The 13,796-nt window shown below is 57.9% G+C and carries 15 protein-coding genes; 8 read left to right on the forward strand and 7 right to left on the reverse strand.

Going from position 1 to position 13,796, the window contains the following annotated elements; translation table 11 throughout:
• Window positions 1–100: 100 nt before the first annotated feature.
• The gene (locus AC2FJE_RS19500; protein ID WP_108861772.1) at window positions 101–559 is read left to right on the forward strand and encodes an NUDIX hydrolase; all 459 of its coding nucleotides are present in this window, start codon (window positions 101–103) and stop codon (window positions 557–559) included.
• 92 nt (window positions 560–651) lie between these two features.
• Window positions 652–2,130 (forward strand): inorganic phosphate transporter, encoded by a 1,479-nt coding sequence (locus tag AC2FJE_RS19505; RefSeq protein WP_282169150.1) that lies wholly within the window; start codon window positions 652–654, stop codon window positions 2,128–2,130.
• Between the two features lie 11 nt (window positions 2,131–2,141).
• On the opposite strand, the gene AC2FJE_RS19510 is transcribed toward AC2FJE_RS19505, so the two are convergent.
• The 3 genes from AC2FJE_RS19510 to AC2FJE_RS19520 all read right to left on the reverse strand — a co-directional run bounded on the left by AC2FJE_RS19510 (window position 2,142) and on the right by AC2FJE_RS19520 (window position 5,085).
• The gene (locus tag AC2FJE_RS19510; protein WP_282119988.1) at window positions 2,142–3,116 is read right to left on the reverse strand and encodes a 2-dehydropantoate 2-reductase; all 975 of its coding nucleotides are present in this window, start codon (window positions 3,114–3,116) and stop codon (window positions 2,142–2,144) included.
• Window positions 3,117–3,183: 67 nt separating this feature from the next.
• Window positions 3,184–4,134, reverse strand: coding sequence for a pirin family protein (locus AC2FJE_RS19515; protein WP_496757845.1), 951 nt, complete (start codon window positions 4,132–4,134; stop codon window positions 3,184–3,186).
• Window positions 4,135–4,245: 111 nt separating this feature from the next.
• Window positions 4,246–5,085: a phytanoyl-CoA dioxygenase family protein gene (locus tag AC2FJE_RS19520; RefSeq protein ID WP_058272224.1), complete on the reverse strand. Its 840-nt coding sequence runs from the start codon at window positions 5,083–5,085 to the stop codon at window positions 4,246–4,248.
• Between the two features lie 187 nt (window positions 5,086–5,272).
• On the opposite strand from AC2FJE_RS19520, the gene AC2FJE_RS19525 reads away from it, so the two are divergent.
• Window positions 5,273–5,761, forward strand: a complete 489-nt coding sequence (locus AC2FJE_RS19525) for a twin-arginine translocation pathway signal (RefSeq protein ID WP_496757843.1) — start codon at window positions 5,273–5,275, stop codon at window positions 5,759–5,761.
• 47 nt (window positions 5,762–5,808) lie between these two features.
• Window positions 5,809–6,366 carry a ferric reductase-like transmembrane domain-containing protein gene (locus tag AC2FJE_RS19530; RefSeq protein ID WP_496761356.1) on the forward strand — a complete coding sequence of 186 codons (558 nt, stop codon included), beginning with the start codon at window positions 5,809–5,811 and terminating at the stop codon, window positions 6,364–6,366.
• A gap of 32 nt (window positions 6,367–6,398) precedes the next feature.
• On the opposite strand, the gene AC2FJE_RS19535 is transcribed toward AC2FJE_RS19530, so the two are convergent.
• Genes AC2FJE_RS19535 through AC2FJE_RS19545 form a run of 3 tightly spaced genes read right to left on the reverse strand, consistent with a single transcriptional unit; the run spans window position 6,399 to window position 8,901 of the window.
• Window positions 6,399–6,746 carry a 5-carboxymethyl-2-hydroxymuconate Delta-isomerase gene (locus tag AC2FJE_RS19535; RefSeq protein ID WP_496722755.1) on the reverse strand — a complete coding sequence of 116 codons (348 nt, stop codon included), beginning with the start codon at window positions 6,744–6,746 and terminating at the stop codon, window positions 6,399–6,401.
• A 12-nt stretch (window positions 6,747–6,758) separates the two neighbouring features.
• On the reverse strand, window positions 6,759–7,685 hold the full coding sequence (gene argF / locus AC2FJE_RS19540; protein WP_058272227.1) for an ornithine carbamoyltransferase: 927 nt from the start codon (window positions 7,683–7,685) through the stop codon (window positions 6,759–6,761).
• Between the two features lie 28 nt (window positions 7,686–7,713).
• Entirely contained in the window at window positions 7,714–8,901 is a 1,188-nt protein-coding gene (locus tag AC2FJE_RS19545; RefSeq protein ID WP_282169144.1) for an aspartate aminotransferase family protein, read from the reverse strand.
• A gap of 292 nt (window positions 8,902–9,193) precedes the next feature.
• On the opposite strand from AC2FJE_RS19545, the gene AC2FJE_RS19550 reads away from it, so the two are divergent.
• Both AC2FJE_RS19550 and AC2FJE_RS19555 read left to right on the forward strand, forming a co-directional pair.
• Window positions 9,194–10,078, forward strand: coding sequence for a DMT family transporter (locus AC2FJE_RS19550; protein WP_282169143.1), 885 nt, complete (start codon window positions 9,194–9,196; stop codon window positions 10,076–10,078).
• A gap of 113 nt (window positions 10,079–10,191) precedes the next feature.
• Window positions 10,192–11,427 carry an MFS transporter gene (locus AC2FJE_RS19555; protein WP_496761357.1) on the forward strand — a complete coding sequence of 412 codons (1,236 nt, stop codon included), beginning with the start codon at window positions 10,192–10,194 and terminating at the stop codon, window positions 11,425–11,427.
• On the opposite strand, the gene AC2FJE_RS19560 is transcribed toward AC2FJE_RS19555, so the two are convergent.
• Window positions 11,424–12,227, reverse strand: coding sequence for an ABC transporter permease (locus AC2FJE_RS19560; RefSeq protein WP_496761358.1), 804 nt, complete (start codon window positions 12,225–12,227; stop codon window positions 11,424–11,426). The genes AC2FJE_RS19555 and AC2FJE_RS19560 overlap by 4 nt on opposite strands.
• A gap of 126 nt (window positions 12,228–12,353) precedes the next feature.
• Between AC2FJE_RS19560 and AC2FJE_RS19565 the strand changes: the two genes are divergently transcribed.
• Both AC2FJE_RS19565 and AC2FJE_RS19570 read left to right on the forward strand, forming a co-directional pair.
• Entirely contained in the window at window positions 12,354–12,929 is a 576-nt protein-coding gene (locus tag AC2FJE_RS19565) for a GcrA family cell cycle regulator (protein ID WP_058272305.1), read from the forward strand.
• A 509-nt stretch (window positions 12,930–13,438) separates the two neighbouring features.
• Entirely contained in the window at window positions 13,439–13,795 is a 357-nt protein-coding gene (locus tag AC2FJE_RS19570; protein WP_496757828.1) for a hypothetical protein, read from the forward strand.
• Window position 13,796 lies beyond the last annotated feature (1 nt).

Consider the following 13,796-nt stretch of genomic DNA (forward strand, 5'->3'; position numbering starts at 1 on the left):
CTTCAGTAAATGCGTTCGTTCAATAGATGCATTGAAGCCCCGGTTTATAGTTGTTATGTCACTTTTCCTTGAACCTAAGAAAAGTACTGGCACTTAATCGATGGCATCTTGGCTGAACAATATCTGGGAAGAAGTTGGCAAACCCTTCTTTCAACGCCCACACAGGGTACAGTTTGCAGCCTTGTGCGTGCGCGGAACTGGCGACGACAAAAAAGTTCTATTGATCACCAGCCGTGGCACAGGTCGCTGGGTCATCCCAAAGGGATGGCCGATTGACGGCATGGACGGGGCCGAGACTGCCAAAGAAGAAGCATGGGAAGAAGCCGGCGTAAAAGTGAAACACCTGGGCCGCAAGGCGGTGGGCCATTTCACCTATGACAAGATCCTGGATGACGGAACGGCCCAACCCGTGCGCACCAATGTGTATCGCATAGATGTCAAAGATCTGGCCGAGGAATTCCCCGAGGTCAGCGAGCGTGAACGGCGCTGGTTCTCGCCGAAAGAGGCCGCAGAGCTGGTGCAAGAGCCGGAGCTGCGCGAAATGCTGCGGCAAATGTAACGCTTTCGCAACAAACTTCTGTGAGGCCGGTTGCCACAAGACCGGGCAACCGTTAACCGCGCCGGTTAAACCGTATCACCCACAGAAAACCGATGTCGAACACGAACAATAAAAACCGCTGGCAAGCCCTGGACAGCGATCTGCACCGAATTTCCCGCCTTGAGCATGCGAACGTGCACGTGGCGCGGCCGCTGCTTGCGCCGGGCATCGCGCTGGCCTTCATAGTTATTGCCGGATTGATTGCTGCGATACTATTCGGTCGGGCAGACGGTGGGCTGATCGTCATCGCGGCTGCTGGTTTTGGTGCCTACATGGCAATCAACATCGGCGCCAACGACGTTGCCAACAACATGGGCCCTGCGGTCGGTGCCAACGCCCTGACCATGGGTGGGGCAATTGCCATCGCCGCAGTCGCGGAAAGCGCGGGGGCTCTGCTGGCGGGCGGAGACGTGGTCTCGACCATCTCCAAGGGCATCATCGACCCTGCCTCAGTCCAGAATAGCTCGGTCTTTATCTGGGCGATGATGGCAGCACTGATTTCGTCGGCGCTGTGGGTCAACTTAGCCACATGGGTCGGCGCGCCTGTTTCCACAACGCATTCGGTCGTTGGCGGCGTGATGGGGGCTGGCGTCGCAGCAGCAGGTCTCAGCGCGGTTAGCTGGGGCACGATGAGCGCGATTGCAGCCAGCTGGGTGATCTCTCCGGTTCTGGGCGGCGCGATTGCTGCCGGATTTCTGGCGCTGATCAAGGCGAAAATTCAGTATCAAGACGACAAAATTGCCGCGGCCCGTCGCTGGGTGCCTATTCTGGTGGCTGTTATGGCCGGTGCCTTTGCCACCTATCTCTCTGTCAAAGGCCTGAAGCGGATCGTGAAAATCGATCTGGAAATCGCGCTAGTGATCGGTCTGACCTCGGGCATTCTGGCTTGGGCCGTGACCGTGCCTTGGGTTCGCCGCAAATCCGAAGGGCTGGAAAACCGCACCAAATCTCTGAAAGTTTTGTTTGGGTTGCCTCTGGTCATCTCGGCCGGTTTTCTGAGCTTTGCACATGGTGCCAACGACGTCGCCAATGCTGTCGGCCCGCTGGCCGCGATTGTGCACGCCGCTGAATTTGGCGATTTTGCCTCGAAAGTCACGATCCCGACATGGGTAATGGTGATCGGGGCCTTTGGGATTTCGTTCGGCCTGTTCCTGTTTGGCCCCAAGCTGATCCGGATGGTGGGTAGCCAGATCACCAAACTGAACCCGATGCGCGCATTCTGCGTCGCTTTGTCGGCGGCGATTACAGTGATTGTTGCAAGCTGGCTTGGGCTGCCGGTCAGCTCGACCCACATCGCGGTGGGTGCGGTGTTCGGCGTCGGGTTTTACCGTGAATGGAATCAGGATCGCCGACGCAAGCAAAGTAATGATCGCCGTCCGCCCGAGTTGCGGCTGGCCCGTGAAGAGCAGCGGCGGCGCAAGTTGGTGCGGCGGTCGCATTTCATGACCATTATTGCCGCTTGGGTGATTACCGTCCCGGCCGCAGCTGCAATGTCAGCCGTTATCTTCTGGATACTGACCGCATTCACCTGAATGTGGTCAGATCACGGGATGATCTGATCCGGTGACAGACTTACATCCGGCTTCTGTTCGATCAGAGCCTGTACCCTTGCGCAAATCGGTGCAGGCCGCCCATATTGCTTGCCCAGTCGGACAATCTCACCTTGCAGACTGTCGATTTCCGTCACGCGCCCCGCCATAAGATCATAGGCCATCGACGTGCGTGCGCTGGGGTCGATGGTCAGCATCCGGGCCGCGATCCGCGTGAATAACGGCGTTGGCAGACGCAGGATATGCGGCGTCATCCAGGCAGGCAAAGGTGTGGTTGATGCTACAGGGTGGCCTGCGACCTGAATTACCCGCAAAGCCTCGGCCATCTGGTCGGCCATCAGACGACGCCACTTGCGATCCAGCAATTGATTTTTCAACGTCAGCCCCGACAACGCGTTCAATGCGTTGTTCAGATTGATGACCAGTTTGCCCCTTTGCACAGCTTCAATCTCATCGCTTTCGATCACCAGCAGGTCAGGTGAGCTAAGTGCTTGCCCCAAACGGCCCGGGCCGGACTGGATCACGATATCGCCGGAAGTGGCGCGGTGAAAGCTGGCGGGTTGAGGCGGCACGACGTTGAAGGGCACCATTCCCGCGCGAACGTCATGATCCGGAAGCGCCGCCCGCAGCACCCGGGCGTTTTCCATCCCGTTCTGCCAGGACAACACCGGCGCAGAGGCCGGCGCGAACCGCGCGATCTGTTCTGCCATATCCGCCGTGGCCGCGGCCTTGACGGCCAGGATCACCAACTCTGCGTCTTTCAGGCAATCCGGGGTTTCGGACATCATCAGCGTCTCAGCCGCCACATGAACGTGCAGGCCGGAAAAATCAGTGACGGTCAGGCCCTCCTCACGGATTGGGTCCAGAATGCGTGGGCGACCCAACAGCGTGACCGAGTGACCGGCATCAGCCAAAAAGGCTCCGCAATAACATCCAATGCTGCCCGCGCCTGCGATTATGATCTTCATGGCAACCCTCCCGTTGAGGCGAGGATTGCCGGTATCGCAAGTTCGGACAAGGCCCCCTGACGTCTGGTTAACGTGCCCGTCTTGGGCTTGTGCGCTCCAACTCGTCGGAAATCGGAATGAACTCCTGATCATCGCCGGGGGGCAGGTGGAAGGCACCGTTGGCCCAATCCGCGGCTTTCCATTCGCGAGTGGCGTTTTCGATTTTTTCCTTCGAAGAGGACACGAAATTCCACCAGATATAGCGATCCTCATTCAATGTGGCTCCGCCCAGCAGCATCAACCGCGCGCCAAACGGACCCGCCTTGACCGAAAGGCGATCGCCCGGGCGGAACACCATCATGCGACCTTCCTCGAACGTGTCGCCCGCAATCTCAACCGATCCCTGAATGACATAAACCCCGCGATCTTCGTGGCCGTCGGGCAATGGAAAGGCGGCGCCGGGTTCAAGCTGCACATCCAGATAGAAGGTTTCCGACAGCATCGTCACCGGGCTGGTTTCGCCATAAGCCGAACCAAGGATTAGCCGGGCACTGACGCCATTGTCCTTGATATGCGGCAGCGCGCCCTGCTTGTGGTGCTCAAAATCCGGGGCCATGTCCTCGTACACCTCAGGCAGTGCAATCCAGGTCTGAACACCGAACAGGCTGTGCCGCTTAGCCCGCGTTTCTTCACTGGTACGTTCCGAATGGGTCACGCCGCGGCCAGCCACCATCCAGTTCACTTCACCTGGATAGATCATCTGATGGGTGCCAAGGCTGTCGCGATGCTCAAACTCGCCCTGATACAGGTAGGTCACTGTACCCAAGCCGATATGAGGGTGCGGCCGCACGTCGATGCCACCGTCGGTGATGAACTCGGCGGGGCCCACCTGATCGAAAAAGATGAACGGGCCGACTAATTGCCGTTTGAGCGAGGGCAACGCGCGCCGCACTTCGAAACCGCCCAGATCACGGGCACGAGGGATGATCAGTGTCTCCAGAGGCGAATTCTTGGGGTTTTGGGTAGGATTCCAACTCATGCCTGCTCTCCCGCGATCAGTTCATTCGGTTCACTGATGTAGGTTAGGCCTGACATACTCGCCTTTCAATTTGCAGAAACGCACAGAACGGGTGCGGACCCGGACCATACATCAGGCACGGCGCGGCCAAAGCTGCGGGAAAAACGCCCCATCAATTCGATCACCTTCGCGATATCCTTCGGCTTCGAACTGCGCCCGTTCATCCTTGGCCCAATCCCCCCGATACCGGATCCTGCCATCCGGAGCGGTCATCCGCAGCGTAAACCGGCGTACCGTTTCCGTTGGGGTGACTGATGACAGCCCACCGTGCAAGGTGCGCATGTCGAAGAAGATGCAGTCGCCCAGATTCATATCCCATTGTAAAAGATCGAATGCACCCGGATCGGCATTGACGTCAGGCGGCGGGTGATAGGTCAACCCTGCAACTTCGGTGGGTTCGTAGCTGGGATGCCCGTCGGCGAACCTGACCCGCATGAACAGCTTGTCCCACAGATGCGAGCCTTTGACGAAGGCGATACCGTTTTCTTTGGTAACCGGCTCAAGCGGCAACCACAGGACGCACATCGTGCCTTCGAAGTCGAAATAGGACAGGTCCTGATGAAACGGTGGACGCGAAGTTGATCCAGCCTCGCGCAGGAACCAGTTGTCCATGACAAGATTGATCGATGGTGCACCAAGCAACTGTGCGGCAAGCGGAGCACAAGGTGAGTTGTGAACGAATTGCGTGAATTGCGGGATTTTATTCCAAGCCCAGTAGTCCTCGAAATAGGCAGGTGCGCGAGGGTCCTTGGTATGGCGGGTGAAATTATCGGTTGGGCGGGCCAAATCCGCGTCGATACCGTCTCGCAAAAGTGCCAGCCAATCCTCTGAGAACCTGGAGCGCAGCACAACCGCACCGTCGCGCTTGAACGCCTTGATTTCTTCGTCTGAGACAACGTCTTCGACAATCATAGTGCAGGACCCCCCGAACTGACGGATTTCAGGATGGCACCTGCGCGGGGGCACGGTCAAAGGAATTCACAATTTGTCACCCCCGCCGCGCGACCCCTCGGAAACTGAAACAATCGTGCTATCTTTCGGCTGAAAGGATGCCCGGCATTGTCGAGGCGTGGTGAAACACTTGAAAAGAGAGGTTTGCATGCCTGGTCTTACGTTCTCTCGTCGTTCTTTGGTTTTGGCGTCTGGGGCTGTTCTGGCAACGGGTGCGACAGGCTTTTTGGTGCCAGCGCGCGCAAGTGGCGTGGCCCCCACCGCATCCATGCGCGGAGGGTCCAACAATTACCGTCCCGGCGCGCCCATCGTTGACCAGATTGGCAGCGGCGGGTTCTGGATGACCGGAACAGTGCGACGCGCCGGGGACGGTGCCCCCCTGCCCGGTCAGCGCATCCAGATCTGGGCGCATACGACAGAAGGCCACGAACGCGATCCGCAGAGCCACGGCGCAACTCTGACCGATGCCAATGGAGAGTTCCGACTGGAGATGCCGCAAATCGTACCCGCCTTTGGCCAGCCACACGGCCATCTAGCTTATGACAGTGGTGAATTCGAAACGGTTTTCCTGCGCCCAATTATGGGCAACTCCAAGGACAAAACCTTGGCCGCGCATTTCGTTCTGCAGCCTGCCTAACCACAGTGCGTCGAAGCCTAGTAATCTGGACCTTTGTGATCCTTGCCATGGCCGTACCGATTATCGCGGCTGCGGCGAGCCCTCAGCTGGCATGGCGTGAACCGATCTACATCACCGCCGGGTTTGCCGGTGTTATTTCAATGTGTCTGCTGTTGATGCAGCCGCTACTTGCGGGCCGTTTGTTGCCGGGGCTGACCCCGGTTGCCAGCCGCCATTGGCATAGGTGGTGTGGGCTAGCATTAGTTGCAGCCATTCTGATCCATGTCGGTGGTTTGTGGATCACCAGCCCGCCCGACGTTATTGACGCTCTGTTATTTGTTTCACCGACACCGTTTTCGGCTTGGGGTGTGATTGCGATGTGGGCCGCGTTCGGAGCCGCGTTTCTAGGTCTTTCTCGCAAGCGCTTTGGCTTAAGGTTTCGCGTCTGGAGGTTGGGGCATGCGAGCCTTGCGATCATCACCATTATTGGCAGCGTCGTACATGCCCTGATGCTTGAAGGTACCATGGAGGTCATGACCAAGTGGGTATTGTGCGGTCTGGTCGTGTTGGCGAGCGTCGCGACGCTCGCCAAATTGCGGATTTGGGATATCAGGCGCCCCACCTGAACAACACAGGATCTGTGACAACCGGACACTGGCTATGGCCCGGCCACCCGTTTCGCGTAGGAAGCGCGGTTCATCTGAACGTCTTGCACTGTGATACTGCCAACCTCGGGCAAGGCCGCCGACAGAACCTCTAATATGGCCACGGTAAGCTCAGAGCGCGTCGCCTCGTCACGCCCCTGCATCAGCAGAAGCGTGGCATGGACGAAGCTTTGGGGATCAGTGCCGATACGGTAGTATTCTACCGGTGTCGCGCGGATTTTTATCGTTTCAGCGTCGAATTCACGATGTTCAGCCAGCAAGGCAAATAGCTGATCGCAAATTGCCTGAACATCATGGACCTGCTCTATACCTTTAGAAAACTCCAGGGTGACATGAGGCATTTTAGACTCCGTTCAGACCCCGAGACACCAGCGCATCACAGCCTTTTGCGCGTGCAGGCGGTTTTCGGCCTCATCGAAGATGACCGAGTTGGGGCCGTCCATCACCTCAGATGTCGCCTCTTCTTCGCGGTGGGCAGGCAAGCAGTGCATGAACAGCGCGTCGGGTTTGGCGTGTGACATCAGTTCGGCGTTGACCTGATAAGGGCGCAGCATGTTGTGGCGGCGTTCCTTGGCGGACTGGGAATCGTGCATTGATACCCAGGTATCAGCGACCACCAGATCGGCCCCCTCAACCGCTTTATACGGGTCTCGTTCGACCACGATTTTCGAGCCCTTTTGACGGGCAAGCCCCATAAACTCTTCTTCCGGATCAAGCTGGGCCGGGCCGGTGAAAGTGAAATCAAACCCGAACTGACCCGCAGCATGTAGGAACGAGGCGCAAACATTGTTGCCGTCGCCGGTCCAGACTACTTTCTTGCCCGCAATCGGACCGCGGTGCTCCTCAAACGTCAGCACATCCGCCATGATCTGGCAGGGATGGGTGCGGTCAGTCAGGCCGTTAATGACCGGCACGTCCGAATATTCCGACATCTCGGTCAGAATGGTCTCATCGAAGGTCCGGATCATGATCATATCGACATAGCGCGACAGGACGCGGGCGGTGTCGGCGATGGTTTCGCCGTGGCCCAGTTGCATGTCTTTGCCCGACAGCACCATGGTCTGCCCGCCCATCTGGCGCACACCCACGTCAAAGGACACGCGCGTTCTGGTGGATGGTTTTTCGAAGATCAGCGCGACCATGCGGTCTTTCAGAGGCTGTTCGTCATCAAGTGCTGCCTTTGGGCGGCCCAGGCGCGCCTGTTTCATAGCGCCCGCCTGATCAATCATGGTCCGCAGATCGCCCGCGTCGGTTTTATGGATATCGAGAAAATGGTTCATTTCTGTTCACTTTTCATTCGGGTGTGTCTTAGGCCGAGGCCATTGACTCTTCAACCTGCGCAGCGGCTTTGTCGAGGCGGATCACGGCCTGGGCGATGTCATCCTCGGTCAATGTCAGCGGCGGAAGCAGGCGGATCACGTTATCGGCGGCGGGGACGGTAATGACCTCATTGTCATAGCCGGCGTTGACCATGTCGATATTGGGTGCTTTGCACTTCAGGCCCAGCATCAGTCCTGTTCCGCGCACTTCTTCGAAGACCTCCGGGTGCTCGGCGATTAGCCCTTCGAGCTTCTGGCGCAGCATCCCGGCCTTGCGATTGACACCTTCCAGGAAGGCAGGCGTTGCCACCTGATCAATAACGGCGCAGCCCACGGCACAGCCCAGCGGGTTGCCGCCATAGGTAGAGCCATGCGTGCCTGCCGTCATACCGCTGGCGGCGTCTTCCGTGGCCAGAACCGCCCCTAGCGGGAAGCCGCCGCCGATGCCCTTGGCGACCATCATGATGTCCGGGGTAATTCCAGCCCATTCATGGGCGAACAGCTTGCCGGTACGACCTACTCCACATTGCACCTCATCGAGGATCAAAAGCAGGCCGTTGTCATCGCAAATCTGGCGCAAGGCTTTGAGCTCCGCGTCAGGGACGGGACGGATGCCGCCCTCGCCCTGCACGGGTTCGATCATGATCGCGGCGGTTTTATCGGTGATCGCATTGGTGACGCCATCGAGGTCGCCAAACGTGACATGAACAAAGCCCGGCAGCAGTGGGCCGAAACCCTTGGTCATCTTCTCAGACCCGGCAGCGGCAATACCAGCCGACGACCGGCCGTGGAACGAGCCGTCAAAAGTGATTATCTCGACCCGTTCAGGCTGATCCTTGTCGTAGAAGTACTTGCGGGCCATTTTCACGGCCAGTTCGCAAGACTCGGTGCCCGAGTTTGTGAAGAACACGGTATCAGCAAAGGTGTGCTCGACCAGTTTGTCTGCCAGGGCTTGCTGCTGTGGGATGAGGTAAAGGTTTGAAACATGCCACAGCGCGTGCGCCTGCTCGGTCAGGGCATTAACCAGCGCGGGATGGGCATGGCCCAGGGCATTCACGGCGATCCCGGCGCCCAGGTCCAGAAAACGTCGGCCATCCGCCTCGGTCAGCCAGGCGCCTTCACCCTTCACGAAAGTCAGGGGCGCGCGGTTATAGGTCGGCAGAACGGACGGGATCATGGGATCATCCTTTTCAGGTAGTTTGAGCCTTGTGAGTGATACACTCGGCCTGTGTTCGTCAACTGATTTGGTGGAAATTGCGCCGATTTGAACAGCGCAAATAGATCAAAGAGGCCGGTTACGCGGCGAAGCGTCGGCGTCGGAGTCGCAGGATATGTGCGTTTTTGATCATAAGCCGCCGTATAACGCTGCCCGAAGCATCTGAAAACCCTGAAATTGGCAACCAGCGAAAATACTTGGCGCGACGCATTTGCTGCTTGCCATTTGACATGTGCTGACGCACCGCTGACATATGTTTGTCGCCAAAGCCCACAATCCGCCTCTTGCGGCCGTGCTGATCACCGCCGCCAGTGCATTGCTGGCCGGGACCACCCTGCTGGCCAAAGCCTTGGGGACGGACACATTGGGTCCCGCGCTACATCCAATGCAGATCAGCCATGGGCGGTTTCTGTTTGCCTTTATCGTGATCGTCACCGCCGTAGGCGTGATGCGGCCGCGCTTGCAGCGTCCGCATTGGGGCCTGCATATTGGGCGTACAAGTTTCGGCTGGGTCGGCATTACGCTGATGTTCGCCTCGGTCGCATTCATCCCGATCGCGGATGCGACGGCGATTTCCTTTCTGAACCCGGTCTTTGCAATGGTGCTGGCAATCCCACTGCTGAAAGAAGGCGTCGGCCCTTGGCGCTGGCTGGCGGCAGCGGTGGCGCTGGCTGGGGCGCTGATACTGTTGCGCCCGACACCCGATAGCTTTCAGCCAGCTGCCCTGTTGGCACTGACCGCAGCCGCAGTCATCGGGATGGAGCTGATATTCATCAAGAAACTCTCGGGTCGAGAAATCCCGATCCAGATTTTGCTGATCAACAACGCAATGGGCCTGACGATTGCCTCTGTCGCGGTGAGCTTTGTTTTTCAGATGCCAACTCTAGAACAATGGGCAGCGCTGGCGGGTATCGGCGCGCTGATGGCCTGCGCGCAGGCGTGTTTTGTGAACGGCATGGCCCGGGCAGACGCCTCATTTGTTGCCCCGATCAGCTATGCGACGCTGATTTTTGCCGCTTTCTACGATTTCGCGATATTCGGCGTGATTCCGGACGGGATCAGCATGATCGGCTCAGCCATAATTCTGACCGGCGGGCTTATTCTCGTCTGGCGTGAAGCGCGGGCGCGGCAAGCCTGAAACTCCAAAGAAGTTGTACCGGCATGGCCCGAGGGCGACCTGTATGTCGCAAACCCGGAAGAACGCGGATCGATCCGGCGCAATGTGGTCTCAGTTGATTTGAGAGTTTACCCATGCATGAACGTCGTATCCCCGAATGGGTGCGCCACGCCCCAGCGCCTTCAGTCCGCGATTTCGGCATCCTGGCCGGATTCGAAGCTATTGTCCGCGGTATATTGATCTCCGTCTTTCCACTGGCCATGTACCGAGCATTGGGTGATGCGTCTTCGGTCTCGTTCCTGTATTTTCTGGTCGGCGTTATCTCGTTGATTGCGGGGCTGATGGTGCCATTCCTGATCCGCTTCATACCGCGCAGATGGGCGTACACCGTTGGTTGCCTCATGTTCATCGGCGGTGCCCTTCTGGCGATTGAGGGCAGCCCGGCGGCCGTGGTCGGTGCGCTTGCCCTGAACACGGTCGCGACAGTGGTCACATTCATTTGCTTCAATGCTTATGTCTTAGATTACATCAGCAAAATCGAGCTGGGCAAATGTGAGACCAGCCGCATGTTTTATAGCGCGCTGGGCTGGGCAGGCGGACCGATGGCCGGCGTCTTACTGCTGGAGGTCTGGGCCCCTGCCCCCTTTGTCATCAGCGCCTTGGCAGGTGCGGTCATGCTGATCCAGTTCTGGCGCATGCGGTTGGGCAATGGCAAGTTGATCACCAAGGCGCGAGGCACCGCAAAAAACCCGCTGGCCTTTCTGCCACGCTTCTTCGCCCAGCCGCGGTTGGTGGCCGGGTACCTTTTCGCCATGATCCGATCCTGTGGCTGGTGGATCTACGTGGTGTACCTACCCATCTTCGCTATTCAAAACGGGCTGGGTGAGCAACTGGGCGGCATCCTTTTGTCCACCACCAATGCGATGCTGTTCGCAGCTCCGCTTATTCTGCGCTGGGTGCAGGGGCGTTCGATACGCACAGCTGTCCGCGTGGGTTTTGCTGCCTGCGGAACCTGCTTTGTCACCGCTGGGGCAATCGCAGGTTGGCCGGTCGCGGCGGTTGCGGCGTTGGTTCTTGGGTCCATCTGGCTGATCGTTCTGGACATTTGCGCAGGGCTGCCTTTCCTCATGGCAGTGAAACCGTCCGAACGCACTGAAATGTCAGCGATCTACTCCAGTTACCGCGACGTCTCCGGCATACTGACACCCGGAGTTGCATCACTGGTCCTTCTGATCTCACCGGTCGCCGGCGTATTCGCGGTCGGAGGGTTGGCTCTGTTCGGGGTCTGGGCCGTGGCCGCAAATCTGCACCCACGATTGGGAAAGCCCAGAATGACTTTTCAACCCGGTTCACTGGCCGAGACAAGTTAAGCCTTAAGGCGATACCCCGTCCGCAACATCTGCCAGGTCAGCGCGCCGACCAGCAGCGTGGCACCGGTGCATACCGCAATACCCAACCAGGGTGAGCTGTCGGACACGCCGATCATTCCATACCTCAGACCGTCTATCAGATAGAAAACCGGGTTCACATGACTCACCCGGTTCAGGATAGGAGGCAGCGCCTGGACCGAGTAAAACGTACCCGACAGGAAAGCCAATGGTGTCACGATGAAGTTCGTGATGGCCGCCATCTGATCAAACTTGTTGGCAAAAATACCGGCGAACAGGCCTAAGGCCCCCATGAATGCACCACCCAGAACTACGAAAATCAGGGCAAACAACGGGTTTTGCGGGTATATACCCAAAACCAGCGCAAGTGCGATCGCAACCACACAAGCGATCAGAACGCCGCGTGCAACGCCACCGGCCAGATAGCCCAGCAGGATCTCAAGCGGGGACAAAGGCGGCATCAACGTATCAACGATGTTTCCCTGCACTTTGGCGATCACCATCGACGAAGAAGTGTTGGCGAACGCATTCTGGATCACGGTCATCATCATAATGCCGGGCGCCAGAAAGGTCAGGAACGGCACCCCCATCACATCCGGACGCCCCGGACCGATGGCGATATTGAAGATCAGCAGGAACAGCCCGGCCGTCACAAGCGGCGCCAACAGGGTTTGAGTCCAGACCGCCAGAAACCGCAGTGTTTCACGCTGGGCCAGCGTGCAGAGCCCCATCCAGTTAACTGTTCCGAAACGCCGTTCGCTCTGATCTGCGGAAATCTGCATCACCTGCCCTCATCCTGATTCGAGAACCGCTTGTAACTCGGCTCGCAGTGATTAAAATAGGGGGCTGAGACGAATTCCCAAGGCGGCCCGAATCCGGGGCCGCTTTCCGCTTTTGAAAGGCAAATGATGTCCTGGACTGACGAGCGTGTAGAACTGCTGAAAAAAATGTGGGGCGAGGGCCAGTCGGCCAGCCAGATCGCCAAGGAACTGGGCGGCGTAACCCGCAATGCGGTGATCGGCAAGGTGCACCGTCTGGGCCTGTCGAACCGCGCAACCGGTGCCTCTCCGGCCAAATCCGAACCTAAAGACAAACCGGCACCCGCGCCCAAGGCCGAGGCCAAGCCAAGGCCCGCGCCTAAGACCGAACCGGCGCGCCCAACGCCGGCACCTGCAGCCGAGACAAAACCGGCCGTTCCAGCGCGCCGCCAGATCATACCGGCGGGTCAGCCACTGCCGCCGCAGCCTTCGGCCAACGAAATCAGCCCCGAGGCGCTGGCCAAGGTCAACGAGATCGAGAAGAAGGCCAAGAAGCTGACGCTGATGGAACTGACCGAGAAGACCTGCAAATGGCCAGTAGGCGACCCAGCGACCGAGGATTTCTGGTTCTGCGGCCTGCCGGTTGAAGCGGGTAAACCTTATTGCGAAGCGCATGTTGGCGTGGCGTTCCAGCCGATGAGCTCGCGCCGGGATCGTCGGCGGTAGAAGTTTAGTTATGCACGCCGGTAAATTCGGTGTGAAAGTTACAGTTTTTTCTGACTACCCACCCGTCGCAAGACAGGTGGGTGGTAATTTTTTGACTAGAGAGATTTCGCTATTCAGCCAGACCAAAAATACAAAGCACTGTTCTGTGCGTATGCTGTGTTGATCTTTGCTGCCTACATACAGCCCTTAGACCCGTACCTGTTCGAAGCTGACACGGACAAGAAAGCTCGGCTATTGCTCTTTCAAAGTTTGTTTTTTTCTTTGTGGCTCATTCCCGCTATACCCGCAATCGTTGGAGGCCTTGCCTTGCTGGGAATGTTTCCGATCCCGCGACTTCTTGCCAGAATTCTTGCGGGTTTCTCAGTCGTTCTGGGACTTTTTCTGACACTGGCATCTGGCGCTTTTGGGCCCTTTACTGACACTCAGGCCCTGCATGGTGTGAGCTTGACCATTGCCCTCGCATCCAGCTTCCTCATCTGGTCTGGTCTCAATGGGAAACCACAACCTTCATGGGCGGCAAAGATTGGGATATCGGTTGCGACCGTGACTGCGCTTTGGTCTCTGTTAACAGTTCCGGTGGTTCTTGTTCAGGCGCGCACATCTCAGACGGCGCACCCTATTGCATCGCCGAACATGCAGAGAATTCTCCAGTCAAAGCCCTGTACGAATTGCGCGGATTTTCTTTCTACACCACCAAGACCGGATACAAATCTACATCCGCGTGGTACTTTCACGGTTTGATGATCGTAGATCATCCGGACGATCAAAGGGTTTACAATTGGTCTCCAAGGCATTGGCGTTTCGATCTTGTAGAACGCCCGGACGCACTGATCGAACCGGTCAGAAACGCCTGCGTTGCTAAGTAAG

Source organism: Ruegeria sp. CDSC002, from assembly GCF_059610905.1.

Coding starts and splice junctions, on each gene's coding strand:
- AC2FJE_RS19510 (WP_282119988.1), bottom strand. CDS start 3,116: ATGAAGATCATAATCGCAGGCGCGGGCAGCATTGGATGTTATTGCGGA.
- AC2FJE_RS19570 (WP_496757828.1), top strand. CDS start 13,439: ATGGGCGGCAAAGATTGGGATATCGGTTGCGACCGTGACTGCGCTTTG.
- AC2FJE_RS19525 (WP_496757843.1), top strand. CDS start 5,273: ATGCCTGGTCTTACGTTCTCTCGTCGTTCTTTGGTTTTGGCGTCTGGG.
- argF (WP_058272227.1), bottom strand. CDS start 7,685: ATGAACCATTTTCTCGATATCCATAAAACCGACGCGGGCGATCTGCGG.
- AC2FJE_RS19550 (WP_282169143.1), top strand. CDS start 9,194: ATGTTTGTCGCCAAAGCCCACAATCCGCCTCTTGCGGCCGTGCTGATC.
- AC2FJE_RS19515 (WP_496757845.1), bottom strand. CDS start 4,134: ATGAGTTGGAATCCTACCCAAAACCCCAAGAATTCGCCTCTGGAGACA.
- AC2FJE_RS19535 (WP_496722755.1), bottom strand. CDS start 6,746: ATGCCTCATGTCACCCTGGAGTTTTCTAAAGGTATAGAGCAGGTCCAT.
- AC2FJE_RS19530 (WP_496761356.1), top strand. CDS start 5,809: ATGGCCGTACCGATTATCGCGGCTGCGGCGAGCCCTCAGCTGGCATGG.
- AC2FJE_RS19565 (WP_058272305.1), top strand. CDS start 12,354: ATGTCCTGGACTGACGAGCGTGTAGAACTGCTGAAAAAAATGTGGGGC.
- AC2FJE_RS19505 (WP_282169150.1), top strand. CDS start 652: ATGTCGAACACGAACAATAAAAACCGCTGGCAAGCCCTGGACAGCGAT.
- AC2FJE_RS19500 (WP_108861772.1), top strand. CDS start 101: ATGGCATCTTGGCTGAACAATATCTGGGAAGAAGTTGGCAAACCCTTC.
- AC2FJE_RS19520 (WP_058272224.1), bottom strand. CDS start 5,085: ATGATTGTCGAAGACGTTGTCTCAGACGAAGAAATCAAGGCGTTCAAG.
- AC2FJE_RS19555 (WP_496761357.1), top strand. CDS start 10,192: ATGCATGAACGTCGTATCCCCGAATGGGTGCGCCACGCCCCAGCGCCT.
- AC2FJE_RS19560 (WP_496761358.1), bottom strand. CDS start 12,227: ATGCAGATTTCCGCAGATCAGAGCGAACGGCGTTTCGGAACAGTTAAC.
- AC2FJE_RS19545 (WP_282169144.1), bottom strand. CDS start 8,901: ATGATCCCGTCCGTTCTGCCGACCTATAACCGCGCGCCCCTGACTTTC.